Genomic DNA, 18,212 nt, shown 5'->3' on the forward strand with positions numbered 1-18,212 from the left:
AGGGCAAGCCCTCCAAGTTATCTGGTGGATGCGTCTAATGGGTGTTTCTATTGGGTCATTCCAAGCCGTCACATTGGCGATGGAGGGGGGGGTGTGTATAGCCATTGTTTAAGCGATGAGGGGGGGGTGTGTATAGCCGCTGCTGCAGCCACCGAAGGGCTTGATCACGGCTAAGCACTTGGTAGTGGAAATTGTGCTTAGTGGACTGAGCGGGTAGTTCATTTATCTACCGGTAACGATATACTGTGCATCCAATGTCATGGATTGGTTATACGCATGGCCCGACCGACTTCCCCCTTTGCTTTAATGCCTTCAGATCTCATCGCCCTGCAAGGTTGGTTGCGTATGAGTACGCTGGAGCAGAGCCTCGCCCAGCGAGCGCGCATCCTGCTTCTACTGGCTGATGGATTGACGCCCAAGGCCGTCAGCGAGCAGTTGCAGGTCACGCCACCGACGGTATTCAAGTGGCGAAAACGCTATCTGGAGGCGGGAATCGAAGGGTTGAGCGATCTGCCGCGCAGCGGCCAGCCACTCAAACTGGGGCCAGAAAAAATCAACGAAATCCTGACATTGACCACCCGGCGTGTACCCCAGGAAGCCACTCACTGGAGCGTTCGTTTGATGGCCAAGTATGCGCGGGTCACCACGTGGCAGGTTCGGCAGGTCTGGGCCGCTTCCGACCTCAAACCCCATCGCCTGAAGACCTTCAAAATCAGCAACGATCCTCATTTCGCCGACAAGGTAGTCGACGTGGTCGGGCTCTATCTGAACCCGCCGGATAACGCCCTGGTGTTGTCGGTTGACGAGAAAACCCAGATCCAGGCGTTGGATCGCACCCAACCGATGCTGCCGCTACGTCCAGGTCAAGTTGAACGTCGCACGCATGATTACAAGCGCCATGGTACGGCGAGTCTGTACGCAGCTTTCGACATCCTGACCGGCCAAGTCATCGGACGGATTACCCAGCGCCATCGAGCCAAGGAGTTTCTGGCTTTCCTGCAACAGATTGACCGCAGCACGCCAGCCGGACTGGATCTGCATGTGATTCTGGATAACAGTTCGACCCACAAAACGGCTGCAATCAAGCAGTGGCTGGAAAAGCATCCGCGTTTCAAGTTGCACTTCACCCCGACCAGCGCGTCTTGGCTGAACGCCGTGGAAGGCTGGTTTGCACAGCTGGAAAGACGAGCGTTGTACCGGGCCGCCTTCACCAGCGTCGCCGACCTGAAGGCGGCTATCCGCCAATTTATCGAGGCTCACAATGAGCATTCAGCCAAGCCGTTTAAGTGGAATAAAACGGCTGAGGCCATCATTAGCTCGGTACATAAAGCGAAGCTGAGCGTGATAAAAAATAAGTTAATGAATTAACCGCTCAAGCCATTAGTCAGGTAAGCTCGGTTCGGTCAGACGCCCATTGATAACGATGTTTTGGAAGCGGGATTGTTTCGCTTAGCAAGCTCAGAAAATTAACTGACTGTTGCACTTGCTCCTTGAGACCGCCATGATGAGGCTCGCCTCACGGCACTGGTGACACGTGAAGCCGCATTGAAAGCCACGGGTGAGCAACTGCAGGCAGATTGGGATGCCATCAAAGCTGCTAATGAATTACTCGAGACTGATTTTTGGAAGGAGCATATTAAAAAAACACTGCCCACTGCCGAAGAACTGCAGATGTTAGTGTCGCAGGCGCTGGTTCCCAAGTTTGATGTGGAAATTATCAAGTTAGGACTGCAGCGATTAGAGACGTACTTGGATATCTTTGGTGCAGCGGCAAAGCTGGTGTCCTTGGGCGAAGCCCTTGTGCGGCTGTCGAAAAATATATCCGCCAACAACCTTGAGCGCCAAGAGGTTCAAGAGAAAATCAAGGCGTTGCAGGCGCGTAAGGAAAAATTTGAGTCCTATGACGGCGTCTTGACGGCAAGAACGCAATGGGTAGAACAAGTGGGGCTGGTCGTGGAAAGTCTGGTGGTGTTTCTAAGAGAGTGTCGTCTTTTTCAAACAGCTGACGGGTGCGACATTGCTTCATTGCAAACTCACCTGACCACATTTATTTCAGTGTTGCGTCAGGTGCGTGTTTGATTTAAGCGTCAGAGCAAAACGCCCATGCAGTTTGGCTGCATGGGCGTGTGGGATTACAAGTAAAAAGACTTCAGCGGAGGGAAGCCATTGAATTCAACGGCGCTGTAGCTTGTGGTATAGGCACCGGTCGACAACCAGTATAGACGGTCGCCAATAGCCAGATTCAGCGGCAAACCATACTTGTAGTTTTCATACATGATGTCGGCGCTGTCGCAGGTGGGCCCGGCGATGACCACTTCTTCCATTTCACCTTTCTTTTCGGTCCAGATCGGAAACTTGATCGCTTCGTCCATGGTTTCAATCAAACCCGAGAATTTGCCGACATCGGTGTACACCCAGCGCTCCACAGCGGTGCGGGATTTACGGGCCACCAGCACCACTTCGCTGACCAGAATTCCCGCGTTGGCAATCAGGGAGCGACCCGGTTCCAGAATGATTTCCGGCAGGTCATCGCCGAAATCTTCTTTCAGGAAACGAATGATTTCTTCAGCGTAGGTTTCAAGGCTGTTGGTGCGCGTGATGTAGTTGGCCGGGAAGCCACCGCCCATGTTGATCAGCTTCAGGTGGATGCCATCTTCTTCTTTCAGGCGTTCGAAAATCACTTTGACCTTGGCAATGGCGGCATCCCAAACGCTGATGTCGCGTTGCTGGGAGCCGACATGGAACGAAATACCGTAAGGCACCAGGCCAAGGTCGCGGGCCAAAATCAGCAAGTCCATGGCCATGTCGGTCTGGCAGCCAAACTTGCGTGACAGCGGCCAGTCAGCGGTGGTCGAGCCTTCGGTGAGGATGCGCACATACACCTTGGCGCCAGGCGCGGCTTTGGCGATGTTGCGCAGGTCGGCTTCGGAGTCCGTGGAGAACAGGCGCACACCTTTCTCGTAGAAGTAGCGGATGTCTTTGGACTTCTTGATGGTATTGCCGTAGCTGATGCGATCCGGGCTCACGCCCTGTGCCATCACTTTATCCAGCTCATAGATCGAAGCGATGTCGAAGTTCGAGCCTTTGTCGCGCAGCAAGTTGATGATTTCAACCGCCGGGTTGGCCTTGACGGCGTAGTACACCTTGGCAAATTCGAAACCTGCGCGCAGGTCATCGTAGGCCTGGCTGATCATCGCGGTGTCGATTACCACGAACGGGGTTTCCTGGGTGTCAGCGAACGCTTTCATTTTCTGAAAGGTATCGCGCGCGTAATAGTCTTCGACCTTAATCGACATGCTGAGGGACTCCTGGTGGCAAACGTCATCAATAAATGGGCGCAACTGAACATCCTCCGTATCCCCACTTTGGTTCGCCTACTTCCCAAGGCATGTCCGCCGAAAGCAAAAAAGGTAAATGAACCTTGCTGTCTCGTCGTCAGTACTTGAGCCGGATGGATCGTTTCCAGCATGGATGTTCGGCGCGAACTGTAGGGGGTGATTGCCCATTGATCAACAAAAAATGTCGCGTTTTTGCACGAGTTCGTCGCAGGCTGTTTACCGGTGGTTTAAGTAACCGACCGTGGCAGGGAGGGGATGTTCAATAAGGCGTTTTTAGAGGTGCCCAGAGGCCGCAGGCGCAAGGCTCTGCTCCCGTTTCATAGCGGTTTGCAATGAAACGGGAGGCAGAGCCTGGAGCGGATCGCACCTGCGGGATGCGATTTAAGCCAGTGCGGTCTCGGCTGGGGACACGATGCTGGTCTTGGCGCCACGTGAACGACCGGAGCTTAAATAAGCCGCGATCGATTCCTGAGTGACTTCACCCTGGAACACACGCTCGGTGTCCATTACCGGCAACCACGAACGGTTAAATTCGTACATGCGCGACAACAGGATGCGCAAGTGTTCTTCGGACGCCGCCGTGGCGGTGAATTCGCGCAGGAACTGCCCGCATGTGCCGGTCTGACGATGCAGGTCGCGACGCCGTACATAACCCAGCGCCTTGTTGTCGGCGCAGGTGACCACCACATAGCGACGGTCAAGTTCGTCCATCAGTTCCAGTGCTTCGCCCACCGGGGTTTCAGGGCTGACTGAAGGAGCGTTGTCGGCTGCGTCTTCGGCCTTGACCAGCAGCAGGCGCTTGAGGGTGCTGTCCTGACCGACAAAGTTGCTGACAAACTCGTCGGCAGGGTGGGCGAGCAGGGTGTCGGGGTGGTCCATCTGCAACAGCTTGCCGCCCCGGAAGATCGCAATCTTGTCGCCCAGCTTGATGGCTTCGTCAATGTCGTGGCTGACCATGATCACGGTCTTGTTCAGCGCCCGTTGCATCTCGAAGAATTCGTTCTGGATCATTTCACGGTTGATCGGGTCAACGGCGCCGAACGGTTCATCCATCAACAGCAGCGGGGCATCAGCGGCCAGGGCGCGAATCACGCCGATGCGCTGTTGCTGGCCGCCCGACAGCTCGCGCGGGTAGCGGTGCAGATACTGCTTGGGTTCAAGTTTGATCATGCTCATCAGTTCGCGTGCCCGCTCATGGCACTTCTGTTTGTCCCAGCCCAGCAGCCTGGGCACGACCGTGATGTTTTCTTCGATGGTCATGTTCGGAAACAAACCGATTTGCTGAATCACGTAACCGATGTTGCGACGCAGGGTCACCGGGTCGAGGTCAGTGGTGTCTTCGCCGTTGATCAGAATCTTGCCGGAGGTGGGCTTAATCAGGCGGTTAATCATTTTCAACGTGGTGCTTTTGCCGCAACCCGATGGCCCGAGGAATACGCAGATTTCGCCTTCGTTGACGGTCAGGTTTACCGAGTCGACGGCTTTGACATCTTTGCCGTTGCTTTGGAAGGTTTTGCTGAGGTTTTGAAGTTCGATCATTTGAGCAGTCCTTTTGGAGTCAGCGAGCGTTGCAGCCATTGCAAAAGCAGGTCAGCGATGATGGCCAGTACACTGACCAGCACGGCGCCGACGATCAGCATCGACATATCGCTGCGGCTGATGGCAGCCAGAATAAGTACACCCAGACCGCCGGCGCCGATGGTGGCGGCGATGGTCATTACCCCGATGTTCATCACGACAGCGGTGCGTACACCGGCCAGAATCACCGGCACCGCGATGGGCAATTCGACCATGCGCAGGCGCTGGCCGAAGGTCATGCCGATGCCGCGGGCGGCTTCACGAATGCCCGGTTCAACACCGGTGAGCGCAAGAAAGGTATTGCGCATGATGGGCAACAGTGAATAAAGGAACACGGCCGTGATGGCCGGCATCGGCCCCAGGCCCTGACCGAACTTGGAGTAGAAGGGCAGCAGCAGACCAAACAGGGCGATGGACGGGATGGTCAGCAGCACCGTGGCGCTGGCCTGCATCGGCCCGGCTAACGACGGGAAGCGCGTCATCAGCACGCCCAACGGCACGCCGACCACAATGGCCAAGGTGACGGCGATGCCGACCAGGGTGATGTGCTGCCATGTGAGGTGCAGTACAAGCGTCCAGTCCATGTGGGAAAAGGCGTTTAGAAATTCCATGTCTTCTCCTCAGTTGAGCGGGTGTTGGCGCAGGAAGTCGGCGGCCACTTTGGACGGGCTTTCGTGGTCCACGTCGACCCGGGCGTTAAGCTGACGCATGGTTTCATCGTCAAACAGGTCGGCCAGCGGCTTGAGCAGGCCTTCGAGATCCGGGTGCTGATCCAGATAGGCTTTACGCACGACGGGAGCGGCGGTGTAGTCCGGGAAGTAATGCAGATCATCGTTCAGCAGCTTGAGGTTGAACGCACTCAAACGGCCGTCGGTTGTGTAGACCAGACCGGCAAACACTTGGCTGTTTTTCAGCGCGGTGTAGACGAGACCGGCGTCCATTTGGCGAATGTTGCGACGGGTCAAGTCCATGTCGTAGAGCTTGACCAGCCCGCCCAGACCGTCAGAACGGTTGGCAAATTCGGTGTCCAGTGCCACCAGTGCCGTTTCGTGCTCTGGGTCGCGCAGGGCTTTGTTCAGGTCGCTGATGCTGTTGATCTGCGGGTATTGCTCAGCCACTTTTTGCGGTAGCGCCAGTGCAAAGGTGTTGCTGAACTTGGACGGGTGCAGCCAGATCAGGCCTTGTTTGGCGTCGACTTCTTTAACGCGGTCGTAGGATTGCTGACTGTCGAGTTTGTCAGTGATGTGGTTGTACGCCACCAGCGAGACCCCGGTGTATTCCCACACCATGTCCAGCTGTCCCGATTCCTGGGCCGACCGTGCCAGGCTGCTGCCCAACCCGCCCGTGACTTGCGCGTTATAGCCCTTGGCGTTGAGGTATTGCGAGGTGATTTCAGCAAGCAGTGTTTGCTCGGTGAATACCCGTGCCCCGATGCGGATCAAAGGTTTTTCAGCGGCCTGCACAATTCCTGCGCACAGCAGGATGCAGCCTAAAAACAAGCTTATTTTTTTCATGGGTTTTCCTATGCTCAGCCCGACCTAAACAGGTCGCAGACCGCGTTCCAACCATTGGCGGCTGATGAGTATCACCAGGCCGTCGAGCAGCAATGCCAGCAGCGCGGTACACGCGGCGCCGAGGATCAATTGCGGCTGATTGTTGAGGGCGATGCCGGGGAAAATCAGGCTGCCCAGGCTGTTGGCGCCGATCAGGAACGCCAGTGGCGCAGTCCCGACGTTGATCGCCAGTGCTACCCGCACACCGCCCATGATGATGGGCACGGCGTTGGGTAACTCGACGCGCCAAAGCACTTGGCGCGGGGTCATACCAATGCCGACGGCGGCTTCTTTGAGTGAACCCTGGACGTTTTTCAGGCCTTCGTAGGTGTTGCGCACAATGGGCAGCAACGAGGCGAGAAACAGGGCGAAGATGGCGGGGCCGCTACCGATCCCCAGAAAGCCCAGTGCAATGGCCAGTACAGCCAGCGGCGGGACGGTGTTGCCGATGTTGAAGACTTGCATGAAGCGTTCCGCACGTCCGGCCATTGAAGGTCGGCTGAGGAAAATGCCGGCGGGTATCCCCACGAGGAGGGCGGCGAGCATTGAAACGAGTACGAGGTACAGATGGGCTTGCAGGTAGAACAACAGATCATCTTGATAGTGTTCGATAGTGCTGATGCCGATCCAATGGACCAACAGGGCCAGGAGGGCGACAACTGCCACGCAACCTATAAGCCCTTTTCTATAGCGATTAGCCACAGGCGGACTCCTTTTTTTAGTCGGCGAACACATTCTCGTGTGGCAACGCCATTCCTGGCTGCCGACAATGTGTTCGCGAAGAGCAACAGGCGGGGGCAGAGTAAACGCCGGCATCGCCTGTCATTAGCGCAGCCTCGTCAGGCTAACTTGCTGATATTTCAGCCCCTGACGGTATGTCTTATCAGGAGAGTGGACGCCTCCACCGCTCAAAAGGTTCACATTTTTTACGGCACATTGCCACCCTTGTGATTCAGACCAAGGCACCAACGGTGGCTGCGGATGCCGGATTTGGGCTATAATCCGCGCCCTTTTTTGAATCAATCGTCAGGCGATTTCCCATGACCCATCAGGCCGCCGAAGTCGCGAAACGCCGCACTTTCGCCATCATTTCCCACCCCGATGCGGGTAAAACCACCATCACCGAGAAACTCTTGCTGATGGGCAAGGCCATTGCCGTTGCCGGTACGGTGAAATCGCGAAAGTCCGACCGCCATGCCACCTCCGACTGGATGGAAATGGAGAAACAACGGGGTATCTCGATTACCACGTCGGTCATGCAGTTCCCGTATCGCGACCACATGATCAACCTGCTCGACACCCCGGGCCACGAAGACTTCTCGGAAGACACCTACCGTACGCTGACCGCCGTCGACTCTGCTTTGATGGTGCTCGATGGCGGTAAAGGTGTCGAACCGCGCACCATCGCCCTGATGGACGTTTGCCGTCTGCGTGATACACCGATCGTCAGTTTCATCAACAAACTTGACCGGGACATCCGCGATCCGATCGAGCTGCTGGACGAAATCGAAGCCGTACTCAAAATCAAGGCGGCGCCGATCACCTGGCCGATTGGTTGCTACCGCGACTTCAAGGGTGTTTATCACCTGGCGGGCGACTACATCATTGTGTACACCGCCGGTCATGGCCACGAACGCACTGAAGTCAAAATCATCGAGAAACTCGACTCCGACGAGGCCCGTGCCCACCTGGGTGACGAGTACGACCGTTTTGTCGATCAACTGGAACTGGTCCAGGGCGCCTGCCATGAGTTCAACCAGCAAGAATTCCTCGACGGTCAACTGACTCCTGTCTTCTTCGGTACGGCCCTGGGCAACTTCGGTGTCGACCATGTACTGGATGCGGTGGTGGACTGGGCGCCAATGCCCCTGGCCCGTGTGGCCAACGAGCGTACGGTTGAGCCGGAAGAAGAAAAGTTCACCGGCTTCGTGTTCAAGATTCAGGCGAACATGGACCCAAAACACCGCGACCGGATCGCCTTCATGCGTATTTGCTCGGGCAAGTACGAAAAAGGCATGAAGATGCGCCACGTGCGCACCGGCAAAGATGTGCGCATCGGCGACGCTTTGACGTTCTTCTCCTCCGAGCGTGAACAGCTCGAAGAAGCCTACGCCGGTGACATCATCGGCCTGCATAACCACGGCACGATCCAGATCGGCGACACGTTCAGCGAAGGCGAGAGCCTGAGCTTTACCGGTATCCCGCACTTTGCCCCGGAACTGTTCCGTCGCGTACGTCTGCGCGACCCGCTCAAGTCCAAGCAATTGCGCCAGGGTTTGCAGCAACTGGCCGAAGAGGGGGCCACTCAGGTGTTCTTCCCCGAGCGCAGCAACGACATCATTCTGGGTGCGGTGGGTGTGCTGCAGTTCGACGTGGTCGCGAGCCGTCTGAAAGAAGAATACAAAGTGGAATGCTCCTACGAGCCGATCACGGTGTGGTCGGCGCGCTGGATCGAATGCAGCGATAAGAAGAAGCTGGAAGAATTCAGCGTCAAAGCGGTGGAAAACCTTGCGCTCGACGGCGGCGGTCACTTGACCTACCTCGCACCGACGCGGGTTAACCTCGCGTTGATGGAAGAGCGTTGGCCTGATGTGAAGTTCCGCGCGACGCGTGAGCATCACTAAGGCGTGACCCCTCGATAACGCAGGCCATGTCTGCGTTTGAATGCCAGTCAGTTCTGCTGACTGGCATTTTTTTTGGGTCGATTTTTTTGATTCCGTTCTGCTTGCTCTTAGGAGGTACTGAAAAGACGCAAGCTCGATAACGCTCAACACAATAGCGTTGAGTTGAACGGAAGGGTTCGCCACACCATATGAGTCTGTTGCTTGTGCAATCCTACAGAAGCGTCTGAAAGGTGTTGTCGTACAAACAGAGATTAATCTTGTCCTAAGGCTATTTGTTGTGTGGGTACTCGCTTTTAGTAAATTTCATTTTAGTGTTTGTTAATGGGTAAATAACAATCTCAACTACCAAATAGGTGAGTTGAATAATAGTGTGGCTGTCAAGGTGACGGCTTTAAAGGATGATAAAGAAATGAATGGATTCGATGATAAACCGGGTATTCAGATACTCGAAAACGACTCAGCCAAACGTTTGGATGACGATGAGTTTGAGTTGCTCGACGATCGTAATGAAGTCACTGTTGGCTTGGTACGTGAAGACACGCTAAGAGGAGAACACCAAGAGCCAGAAGCGAAGACCGGGAGCTTGAAGTTAAGTCCGAAACCTCCGGCGTTCAGGGTTTCCAAGCCTGTTGCAAAACCCCCGTTCAAGCCGCCTGTAACCCCCCCGATCAAGCCCCCCGTTCAACCCCCGTTCAAGCCACCTGTAAAACCTCCGATCAAGCCACCGGTTCAGCCGCCAGTGAACCCACCTGTAAAACCTCCGATCAAGCCACCGGTTCAGCCGCCAGTGAACCCACCTGTAAAACCTCCGATCAAGCCACCGGTTCAGCCGCCAGTGAACCCGCCTGTAAAACCCCCGATCAAGCCACCGGTTCAGCCGCCCGTAACCAATCCGGCAACCACTGGCGGTGGTCGAGGTCAGATCAGCGAGGCCCTGCAGTTCATTCTGGCGAATTTCGTTGCGTCTGCCGTTGTTGAGATCGTGGTTGATCAGGTCACCGGCAAGCGAACAGTTAAATACCCCGAAGGCAGTCAAATGAATGCGGACGGTTCTCACACCCTCCCCGACGGCTCTAAAGCGATGCCTGATGGCACGGTCAATCATCTTGATGGCAGCACTACCAGACCGGATGGAGTGTGGGTCTCGAAAACGGGCGATACGTTGGATAACAAAACTGGCATCTACACGTTTTCTACGGGTGAGTCTGTGCAAGGGGTAAAAAATAGCAGTGGTGTGTGGACGTTTCCGGACGGGAAAGGTGCGCAAGGTGATGAAAAGGGGGCGGGTGGCTCAGGCACACTGCCTGAAGGCGCGCATGAAAATGAAGACGGAAGTATCACCACAGCCGATGGCATTACGACTTATAAGAATGGCGATAGCTTTAATGACAATACCGGACTGTTTACGTTCAAGGATGGCAGCACGACTCAGGGCGTTAAAGACGCTGACGGTGCTTGGGGGTTTCCTGAAGATAAATAAAGTCGATTAAAAGCAGCGCCAGTTTTCTTGCATAGACGTATCTATATGTAGATCGGCGATGTGCTTTAGTGCAAATTGATCTAACGGTCACGTTTTGGAATGCTCGCCTTTAAAGTTGGCGAAGACTCCTTTCAGCGACTATTTTTAAAACCTCCACGAGGCGTAACAGCGGTGACGTCTCAGCTATTCACGCGTGCGCTTGAGTAATCAGGGAGAGTTCGACATGAGGATTGATCAACGTTTCGCCATGTTGTTAAAAGTCATGATGTTGCTGGCAGTGAGCGCCTCAACGGCGTGGGCGAGCAATCCGCTGCAAGGTCAGGCCGCCGGGTTTTCTGCAACCGGTGTGCCGGGGCCAACGCTCAATGCGATTTACAAATCGGAATCCGAACCGGGTGATCAAGGGCAGGGAGGAAGCGCGGGGGACGACGATCAGGTCGATGGCGATGAAGACACTGATGACAGCACCACCCATAGCGAGGATGGCAAGACCGATCGCAAGGACGATGACAGTGTCGATCACGGCAAGTCCAGCGATGGGCAGTACTAGTCCTTGAGGTGCTCCAATTGCTGAATAAAAACGCGCCTCTGCACAGGCGCGTTTTTATTAGCCCGTATTAAGTGAGGAACTGCTCGGCATAGTGGCATGCCACCTGTCGGTTATCGAGCAAGCGCAATGCGGGTTCGTCCGTGCGGCATAACTCTGTCGCATAGGGGCAGCGCTTGTGGAATGCGCAACCTGAAGGCGGGTTGAGCGGGTTTGGCAGTTCGCCGACGATCTTGATTTTTGGCTTCAGCGGATCGGGATGAATAGTCGGTGTGGCTGACAGTAGCGCTTGGGTGTAGGGGTGTAGCGGCCGGGTGTAAATCTCCTCTTTCGGCCCCATTTCCACCGGGCGGCCGAGGTACATCACCAACACTTGATCGGCTACGTGCCGCACCACTGCCAGGTTGTGCGAGATGAACACATAGGCTGTATTGAACTCTTGCTGCAGGTCCATGAACAAGTTGAGCACTTGTGCCTGAATCGATACGTCGAGGGCGGACGTCGGTTCGTCGGCCACCAGCACTTTGGGTTGCAGCATCATGGCGCGGGCGAGGGCGATTCGCTGGCGTTGACCGCCGGAGAACATGTGCGGATAGCGCTGATAATGCTCAGGCCGCAAGCCGACTTGCTTCATCATCGCCTGCACTTTTTCACGCCGCTCGGCAGCGCTCAGCGAGGTATTGATCAGCAGGGGTTCGGCCAGTTGATCACCGATTTTCTGACGGGGGTTAAGGGACGCATAGGGGCTTTGGAACACCATCTGCACGTCTTTACGCAGCTGTTTGCGCTCTGCCTTGTTAGCCCCGGCGACCTCGTGCCCGGCGATTTTCAGCGAGCCGGACGACGGCTCTTCAATCAGCGTCAGCGCGCGGGCAAGGGTGGACTTGCCGCATCCGGACTCTCCCACCACGGCCAGGGTTTTACCCGCTTCCAGTTCAAACGACACGCCATTGAGGGCGCGCACCAGTGCATGACCCTTGAACAGGCCACGGGACACTTCGTAGTGACGGGTTAGGTCGCGGGCGGTAAGAACGACAGTCATTACGCCACCTCCTGATTCAAGGGGAAGAAGCAGCGCACCTGGCTGTTGGCTTTGGGTTCCAGCGCCGGACGCTGTTGACGGCAGGTGTCCTGAACGTACGGGCAGCGCGGCGACAGCAGGCAGCCTTGCGGGCGGTCATAGCGGCCCGGCACGATGCCGGGCAGGGTAGACAGACGTGAAGCGCCCATGCTGTGTTCCGGAATGGCGGCCAGCAACGCCTCGCTATAAGGGTGCGCAGGGACATCAAACAACCCTGGCACCTGACCGATTTCCACCGCCTGGCCTGCATACATCACGCACACGCGCTGAGCGGTTTCAGCCACGACCGCCAGGTCGTGGGTGATGAGCACCAGGCCCATGTTCTGCTCGCGTTGCAGGTTGAGCAGCAGGTCCATGATTTGCGCCTGAATGGTCACGTCGAGTGCCGTTGTGGGTTCGTCGGCAATTAACAATTTGGGCTCGCCCGCAATGGCCATGGCGATTGCCACGCGCTGGCTCATGCCCCCGGACAATTGGTGCGGGTAGGCGTCCATGCGGCTGGCCGCGCCGGGGATTTCAACCTTTTCCAGCAACTCGATGGCGCGTTTGCGTGCGGCCCTGCCGGACATTTTCAGGTGCAGGCGCAGCACTTCTTCGATTTGAAAGCCCACGGTGTAGCTGGGGTTGAGTGCGGTCATGGGGTCTTGAAAGACCATGGCCATGTCCTTGCCGACAATTTGCCGCCGTTGACGCGGGTTCAGGGTCAGCAGGTTCTTACCGTCGAAGTTCAGTGCGTCGGCGGTGACGATGCCAGGGTGCTCGATCAACCCCATCAGCGCCATCATGGTCACGGATTTGCCCGAACCCGATTCGCCGACGATGGCCAGTACTTCGCCTTTATCCACAGACAGGCTCAACCCGTCGACCACTGGCACCGCCTTGGCGTCGCCAAAACGGACGTTGAGATTCTTGATTTCTAACAGTGACATGGGAATCTCCTCAGGCGGCGTTCTTGAGTTTCGGGTCCAGCGCATCGCGCAGGCCGTCGCCCATCAGGTTGATTGCCAGCACGCTGAGCAAAATGGTCAGGCCGGGCAGGCTGACGACCCACCAGGCGCGTTCGATGTAATCGCGGGCCGAGGCCAGCATGGTGCCCCACTCGGGGGTTGGCGGCTGTACGCCCAGGCCCAGAAAGCCCAGTGCCGCAGCATCGAGAATCGCTGAAGAGAAACTCAGGGTGGCCTGAACGATCAGCGGCGCCATGCAGTTGGGCAGTACCGTGATGAACATCAGGCGCGGCAGGCTGGCGCCCGCCAGACGGGCGGCGGTTACGTAGTCGCGGTTCAGTTCTCCCATGACGGCTGCGCGGGTCAGGCGCACGTAAGAGGGCAGCGACACCACGGCAATGGCGATTACGGTGTTGATCAGGCCCGGGCCGAGGATGGCGACAATCGCCACCGCCAGCAGCAACGAAGGCAGGGCCAGCATGATGTCCATCAGGCGCATGATGCCGGGGCCGAGAAAACGCGGGAAGAATCCGGCGAACAGGCCCAGGATCACGCCCGGAATCAACGAAATGACCACTGACGACAGACCGATCAGCAGGGACAGGCGCGAGCCTTCGATCAGTCGCGACAGCAAGTCACGGCCCAGTTCATCGGTGCCCAGCAGAAATTGCAGGTGCCCGCCTTCAAGCCACGCTGGTGGCGTCAGCAGGAAGTCGCGGTATTGCTCGCTCGGGTTATGCGGGGCGACCCACGGGGCAAAAATCGCGCAGAACACGATGATGCTCATGAAGATCAGGCCGGCCACGGCGCCCTTGTTGCGGGAAAACGCGTGCCAGAATTCTTTGTAAGGCGATGGATAAAGCAGGCTTTGATCCACGGCGGTAGCAGGGGTAGGTGTGCTCATGGTCATGATCTCAGCGCTGATGACGGATGCGAGGGTTGGCAAAGCCGTAGAGGATGTCCACCACGAAGTTGACCAGAATCACCAGGCAGGCGATTAACAGGATGCCGTTTTGCACCACGGGATAGTCCCGGGCGCCAATGGCTTCGATCAGCCATTTGCCGATGCCCGGCCACGAGAAGATGGTTTCAGTCAGTACAGCGCCCGCCAGCAGGGTGCCGACTTGCAGGCCGACCACGGTCAATACCGGGATCAGTGCATTGCGCAAACCGTGTACGAAAACCACGCGTGCGGGTGACAGGCCTTTGGCGCGGGCGGTACGGATGTAGTCTTCGCGCAGCACCTCGAGCATGGAGGAGCGGGTCATGCGCGCGATCACGGCCAGCGGGATGGTGCCCAGCACGATGGCGGGCAGAATCATGTGGTGCAACGCATCCCAGAAGGCTTCGGGTTCATCGCTGAGCAAGGTGTCAATCAGCATGAAGCCGGTTTTGGGCTCGATGTCGTAGAGCAGGTCGATACGCCCGGACACCGGGGTCCAGCCCAGGCTCACGGAGAAGAACATGATGAGGATCAGGCCCCACCAGAAGATCGGCATCGAGTACCCCGCGAGGGAGATGCCCATCACCCCATGGTCAAATAACGAGCCTCGCTTGAGCGCCGCGATGACCCCGGCCAGCAGGCCGAGTACGCCGGCGAACAACAGCGCGGCCATCGACAGTTCAAGGGTGGCGGGGAACAGCGCGGTAAATTCGGTCCACACGCTTTCACGGGTTCTCAACGATTCGCCCAGATCGCCGTGGGCGAGCTTGGTCACGTAGTCGAAATACTGTTCGTAGAGCGGTTTGTTCAGGCCCAGTCGTTCCATGGCCTGAGCATGCATCTCTGGATCGACCCGACGTTCGCCCATCATGACTTCGACCGGATCGCCGGGGATCATGCGAATCAGGGCGAACGTCAGCAGGGTGATGCCGAAGAACGTAGGGATCAGGAGCCCTATTCGGCGGGCAATAAAACTAAACATCGTGTGGTGTACCTCATCAGCCGGTTAGGCAGGACCGCCAGGGCCCGGGTGAACGCTGGCGGGTGTTTTATTGTTCTACTTCGCCCGGGTGGTGGCGAAGTTGTTGTTCGTCAGCGGGCTAAGTACATAACCCTCGACGTTGTTGCGTCGGGCGGTAAAGAGCATGGGGTGTACGACGTTGATCCAGGGCTGGTCCTGATTAAAGAGCACCTGGGCCTGTTCATAGAGTGCCGCCCGTTCGGCGGGTTCAGTGATGTTACGGGCCTTGGTGATCAGGGCTTCAAAGTCCTTGTTGCACCAGCGGGCGTAGTTTTCGCCATTTTTGGCGGCTTCGCAGCTGAGCAGCGGGGTCAGGAAGTTGTCCGGATCGCCGTTGTCGCCGCCCCAGCCGGTCGAGACCAGATCATGTTCGCCATTTTTGGCGCGCTTGAGCATTTCGCCCCATTCCATGACGCGAATGTCCAGTTTGATGCCGATCTTGGCAAGGTCTGATTGCAATAGCTGGGCCCCGAGCATCGGATTAGGGTTGGTCGGGCCGCCGCCGTTGCGAGTAAAGAGGGTAAAGACCTGCCCCTCAGGCACCCCGGCTTCCTTGAGCAGGGCGCGGGCTTTGTCCAGGTCGCGGGGCGGTTGTTCGATGGCGGTGTTGAACCCCAACATTGTGGGCGGGTAGGGGTTGATGGCCAGTATCGCGTTACCTTTGCCGTGGACGGAAGTCAGGTACGTCTGTTTGTCGAATGCCATGTCGATGGCTTTGCGCACGCGCACATCGTCCAGGTATTTGTGGCGGGTGTTCATGGCGATGTAGCTGGTCATCAGCGCTGCCATTTCGTCGACTTTCAGGTTCGGATCTTTCTTGATGTTGCCGACTTCATCCGGCTTTGGGTACAGCGCGATCTGGCATTCGTTGGCTTTGAGTTTTTGCTGGCGCACGTTGCTGTCGGTGGTGACAGCGAAAATCAGCACATCACTCGGTGGTTTGCCACGAAAGTACTCAGGGTTGGCTTTGAAGCGGACCTGCGCGTCCTTGTTGTAGCGCACAAAAATAAACGGGCCGGTGCCGATGGGTTTGCTATTCAGCTCGCTGGTTTTGCCGGCTTTGAGCAGTTGATCGGCGTATTCGGCCGAATAGATCGAGTTGAACGGCATGGCGATGTCGCGCAAGAAGGGCGATTCGGCATGGTTGAGCGTGATTTTGACCGTCATGTCGTCGACTTTTTCGACGCTCTTGAGCAGGTTTTTAAACCCCATGCTTTCAAAGTAGGGGTAGCCGACCAGCGATTTGTCGTGCCACGGGTGATTCGGGTCCAGCTGGCGCTGAAAGCTCCAGATCACATCATCGGCGTTCAGGGTGCGGGTCGGTTTGAAGTAACTGGTGGTGTGAAATTTCACACCGGGGCGTAGGTAAAAGGTGTACTCCAACCCGTCAGGGCTGATCTCCCAACGTTCCGCGAGGGCGGGTTCTACGTCGGTGGTGCCGGGTTTGAAGTCTGCCAGACGATTGAGGATGGTTTCGGCCGAAGCATCGGCGGTCACGGCAGTGGTGTACTGAACGATGTCGAAACCTTCGGGGCTGGCTTCAGTGCAGACCACCAACGGTTTGGCTGAAACGCTGAGCGCGGTGCTGAACACTGCCACGGCAAGGGCCGAGCGTAGTGGAAGTCGTTTCATGGCAACCCTCTTCAATCGGTTGGGCCAGCGTAGCGGCTGTGCCTGACGTGTTGCGCCAGGCACAGCCGCCAGGTGGTTAAAGGATGTTGAACGGAATGGTGGTAACCAAACGGAACTCGTTGATGTTTCCATCGGCCTGGAACCGGCTGGCGCGGTGCGTGGTGTAGGTCGCACGAATCGCCGTGGCTTTCAGTGGTCCGCTTTGAATAGCATATGACGTGCCAATGCTGTATTCGGAGTGGTCTTCGCCGTTCATGTTCTTGACGTCGTAGGCGGTGCCTTTGTATTTGGTGCCGTCGATGTCAAAGCCGCGCGCGTGGTAGGCGTTGAACTTCAGGCCCGGGATGCCGTACTGCGCCATGTTGATGCTGTAGGCCAGTTGCACCGACTTCTCGTTCGGGCCGTTGAAGTCCGACAGCAGGGAGTTGGCCAGGTAGATACCGTTGGTTTCATGCAGGTAGTCGAAGTACTCGTCGCCGATCACTTGCTGGTAGGACAGGGTCACGGTATGCGCCTGATGGGTCAGGCCGAATGCCAGGCTGAAGGTGTCATTGTTGATGTCCCCCATGGCCTTGCTGCCCGTGTCCAGGGTCTTGTAGTAGTTGAAGTTGGTATTCAACCCCAGCACGGCGTTGTCGCCCAGGTCATGCACGGCACCGAAGTAATACTGGTTCCAGAAGTCTTCAACATGCGTGGCGTACAGCGAAGTCTTCAGGCTTTGCAGCGGTTGATAATTGAGGCCGGCGACGCTGGCACGATCAGTCTCGACCCCGGTTGCGCCGTATTCGCTGCGAAACTTCTTCAAGCCTTGTTCGGTACGCGGCGAGACGCGGTCAAAAGAGCCTGCGTCGAAAGACAGGTTGTTGAATTCTTCGCTGTGCAGGGCCACACCCTGGAAGCTGGACGGCAGGGCACGGTTGCCGATCACATCGATGGTCGGACTGCTGAAGTTCTGTCGGCCCACCACCAGCGTGGTGTTGGAAATACGGGCCTTGACGTTCGCCAGCCCGAGCTTGCTCCACTGGCCAACGGCATCGCCGTCACTGTGGGTCAGGGTGCGGTTGTTCTTGCCAGCAATGTCATTTACATCGCGATCAAGGGCGATCGCGTTGTAGGCCGCGACCTCGGTGCTGAAGCCAACGGTGCCTTGAGTGAACCCCGAGCTGTAATCAAGAATGGTGCCTTGCACCCAGTTGATACGGCGCGGTGTGGTTTTTTCGACGCCGTGATCGTTGTACGTGAAGCGGCCGTTATTGCGCTTGAGTTCGTTGGCGTACCAGTTGCGGGTTGTGCCGCTCAGGCTTTGCCCTTCGATGAAGCCGTTGGCTTCGCTTTGGCTGCTGGCACCGGTTTTCAATTGCGTGGGCACAAATGTCTGACTGACCTCTTCGGCATTCGCCATCGCCGCAAGGCTGCTGATGGATAACGCCAGTAACGCGCTGCTTGTGACTCTCATGGTTGAGGCTCC

At 56.9% G+C, this 18,212-nt stretch carries 15 protein-coding genes and 1 pseudogene; 5 read left to right on the top strand and 11 right to left on the bottom strand.

Translation table 11 applies throughout. The annotated features are described in order from the left end of the window. Window positions 1–276: 276 nt before the first annotated feature. Window positions 277–1,368 carry an IS630-like element ISPpu2 family transposase gene (locus tag TU74_RS00005; RefSeq protein WP_048374440.1) on the top strand — a complete coding sequence of 364 codons (1,092 nt, stop codon included), beginning with the start codon at window positions 277–279 and terminating at the stop codon, window positions 1,366–1,368. A gap of 147 nt (window positions 1,369–1,515) precedes the next feature. Next, window positions 1,516–2,079, top strand: a pseudogene (locus TU74_RS00010) (alpha-xenorhabdolysin family binary toxin subunit B); the annotation flags it as partial. A 53-nt stretch (window positions 2,080–2,132) separates the two neighbouring features. Here the strand turns inward: TU74_RS00010 and TU74_RS00015 are convergent. The 5 genes from TU74_RS00015 to TU74_RS00035 all read right to left on the bottom strand — a co-directional run bounded on the left by TU74_RS00015 (window position 2,133) and on the right by TU74_RS00035 (window position 7,171). Continuing rightward, window positions 2,133–3,296 (bottom strand): type III PLP-dependent enzyme, encoded by a 1,164-nt coding sequence (locus TU74_RS00015; protein ID WP_047273687.1) that lies wholly within the window; start codon window positions 3,294–3,296, stop codon window positions 2,133–2,135. Between the two features lie 423 nt (window positions 3,297–3,719). Continuing rightward, the gene (locus tag TU74_RS00020; protein WP_047273689.1) at window positions 3,720–4,877 is read right to left on the bottom strand and encodes an osmoprotectant ABC transporter ATP-binding protein OsmV; all 1,158 of its coding nucleotides are present in this window, start codon (window positions 4,875–4,877) and stop codon (window positions 3,720–3,722) included. Beyond that, entirely contained in the window at window positions 4,874–5,527 is a 654-nt protein-coding gene (locus TU74_RS00025; RefSeq protein ID WP_047273691.1) for an ABC transporter permease, read from the bottom strand. Before TU74_RS00025 ends, TU74_RS00020 begins: the two co-directional genes overlap by 4 nt. A gap of 9 nt (window positions 5,528–5,536) precedes the next feature. Beyond that, a complete protein-coding gene (locus tag TU74_RS00030) occupies window positions 5,537–6,430 on the bottom strand; it encodes a glycine betaine ABC transporter substrate-binding protein (RefSeq protein ID WP_047278960.1) in 894 nt (297 codons plus the stop codon). A 24-nt stretch (window positions 6,431–6,454) separates the two neighbouring features. After that, the gene (locus tag TU74_RS00035) at window positions 6,455–7,171 is read right to left on the bottom strand and encodes an ABC transporter permease (RefSeq protein WP_047278955.1); all 717 of its coding nucleotides are present in this window, start codon (window positions 7,169–7,171) and stop codon (window positions 6,455–6,457) included. A gap of 338 nt (window positions 7,172–7,509) precedes the next feature. Between TU74_RS00035 and TU74_RS00040 the strand changes: the two genes are divergently transcribed. From TU74_RS00040 to TU74_RS00050, 3 genes are all read left to right on the top strand, one after another. Continuing rightward, entirely contained in the window at window positions 7,510–9,093 is a 1,584-nt protein-coding gene (locus TU74_RS00040; RefSeq protein ID WP_047278953.1) for a peptide chain release factor 3, read from the top strand. A gap of 370 nt (window positions 9,094–9,463) precedes the next feature. Further along, complete coding sequence (locus TU74_RS24520; RefSeq protein WP_169775903.1) at window positions 9,464–10,573, top strand: hypothetical protein; 1,110 nt, start codon at window positions 9,464–9,466, stop codon at window positions 10,571–10,573. A 223-nt stretch (window positions 10,574–10,796) separates the two neighbouring features. Then, window positions 10,797–11,123 (top strand): hypothetical protein, encoded by a 327-nt coding sequence (locus TU74_RS00050; protein ID WP_048374444.1) that lies wholly within the window; start codon window positions 10,797–10,799, stop codon window positions 11,121–11,123. 67 nt (window positions 11,124–11,190) lie between these two features. On the opposite strand, the gene TU74_RS00055 is transcribed toward TU74_RS00050, so the two are convergent. The 6 genes from TU74_RS00055 to TU74_RS00080 form a co-directional block, all read right to left on the bottom strand. Continuing rightward, window positions 11,191–12,162 carry a peptide ABC transporter ATP-binding protein gene (locus TU74_RS00055; protein WP_048374446.1) on the bottom strand — a complete coding sequence of 324 codons (972 nt, stop codon included), beginning with the start codon at window positions 12,160–12,162 and terminating at the stop codon, window positions 11,191–11,193. Then, the gene (locus tag TU74_RS00060) at window positions 12,162–13,130 is read right to left on the bottom strand and encodes an ABC transporter ATP-binding protein (protein ID WP_047292125.1); all 969 of its coding nucleotides are present in this window, start codon (window positions 13,128–13,130) and stop codon (window positions 12,162–12,164) included. Before TU74_RS00060 ends, TU74_RS00055 begins: the two co-directional genes overlap by 1 nt. Before the next feature lie 10 nt (window positions 13,131–13,140). Further along, the gene (locus TU74_RS00065) at window positions 13,141–14,052 is read right to left on the bottom strand and encodes an ABC transporter permease subunit (RefSeq protein ID WP_047292127.1); all 912 of its coding nucleotides are present in this window, start codon (window positions 14,050–14,052) and stop codon (window positions 13,141–13,143) included. Window positions 14,053–14,062: 10 nt separating this feature from the next. Further along, window positions 14,063–15,073 carry an ABC transporter permease subunit gene (locus tag TU74_RS00070; RefSeq protein ID WP_047273705.1) on the bottom strand — a complete coding sequence of 337 codons (1,011 nt, stop codon included), beginning with the start codon at window positions 15,071–15,073 and terminating at the stop codon, window positions 14,063–14,065. A gap of 75 nt (window positions 15,074–15,148) precedes the next feature. Beyond that, window positions 15,149–16,744 (bottom strand): ABC transporter substrate-binding protein, encoded by a 1,596-nt coding sequence (locus tag TU74_RS00075; protein ID WP_048374448.1) that lies wholly within the window; start codon window positions 16,742–16,744, stop codon window positions 15,149–15,151. A 76-nt stretch (window positions 16,745–16,820) separates the two neighbouring features. After that, window positions 16,821–18,200 (bottom strand): OprD family porin, encoded by a 1,380-nt coding sequence (locus TU74_RS00080; protein WP_047292131.1) that lies wholly within the window; start codon window positions 18,198–18,200, stop codon window positions 16,821–16,823. Between the last annotated feature and the right edge of the window lie 12 nt (window positions 18,201–18,212).

This window comes from Pseudomonas lundensis (genome assembly GCF_001042985.1).
Lineage (GTDB): Bacteria > Pseudomonadota > Gammaproteobacteria > Pseudomonadales > Pseudomonadaceae > Aquipseudomonas > Aquipseudomonas lundensis.

Excerpts from the sequence above, each read along its gene's own strand:
- TU74_RS00025 (WP_047273691.1), bottom strand. The coding sequence starts at position 5,527 with ATGGAATTTCTAAACGCCTTTTCCCACATGGACTGGACGCTTGTACTG.
- TU74_RS00055 (WP_048374446.1), bottom strand. The coding sequence starts at position 12,162 with ATGACTGTCGTTCTTACCGCCCGCGACCTAACCCGTCACTACGAAGTG.
- TU74_RS00030 (WP_047278960.1), bottom strand. The coding sequence starts at position 6,430 with ATGAAAAAAATAAGCTTGTTTTTAGGCTGCATCCTGCTGTGCGCAGGA.
- TU74_RS00020 (WP_047273689.1), bottom strand. The coding sequence starts at position 4,877 with ATGATCGAACTTCAAAACCTCAGCAAAACCTTCCAAAGCAACGGCAAA.
- TU74_RS00005 (WP_048374440.1), top strand. The coding sequence starts at position 277 with ATGGCCCGACCGACTTCCCCCTTTGCTTTAATGCCTTCAGATCTCATC.
- TU74_RS00040 (WP_047278953.1), top strand. The coding sequence starts at position 7,510 with ATGACCCATCAGGCCGCCGAAGTCGCGAAACGCCGCACTTTCGCCATC.
- TU74_RS00075 (WP_048374448.1), bottom strand. The coding sequence starts at position 16,744 with ATGAAACGACTTCCACTACGCTCGGCCCTTGCCGTGGCAGTGTTCAGC.
- TU74_RS00080 (WP_047292131.1), bottom strand. The coding sequence starts at position 18,200 with ATGAGAGTCACAAGCAGCGCGTTACTGGCGTTATCCATCAGCAGCCTT.
- TU74_RS00050 (WP_048374444.1), top strand. The coding sequence starts at position 10,797 with ATGAGGATTGATCAACGTTTCGCCATGTTGTTAAAAGTCATGATGTTG.
- TU74_RS00065 (WP_047292127.1), bottom strand. The coding sequence starts at position 14,052 with ATGAGCACACCTACCCCTGCTACCGCCGTGGATCAAAGCCTGCTTTAT.
- TU74_RS00015 (WP_047273687.1), bottom strand. The coding sequence starts at position 3,296 with ATGTCGATTAAGGTCGAAGACTATTACGCGCGCGATACCTTTCAGAAA.
- TU74_RS00060 (WP_047292125.1), bottom strand. The coding sequence starts at position 13,130 with ATGTCACTGTTAGAAATCAAGAATCTCAACGTCCGTTTTGGCGACGCC.
- TU74_RS00070 (WP_047273705.1), bottom strand. The coding sequence starts at position 15,073 with ATGTTTAGTTTTATTGCCCGCCGAATAGGGCTCCTGATCCCTACGTTC.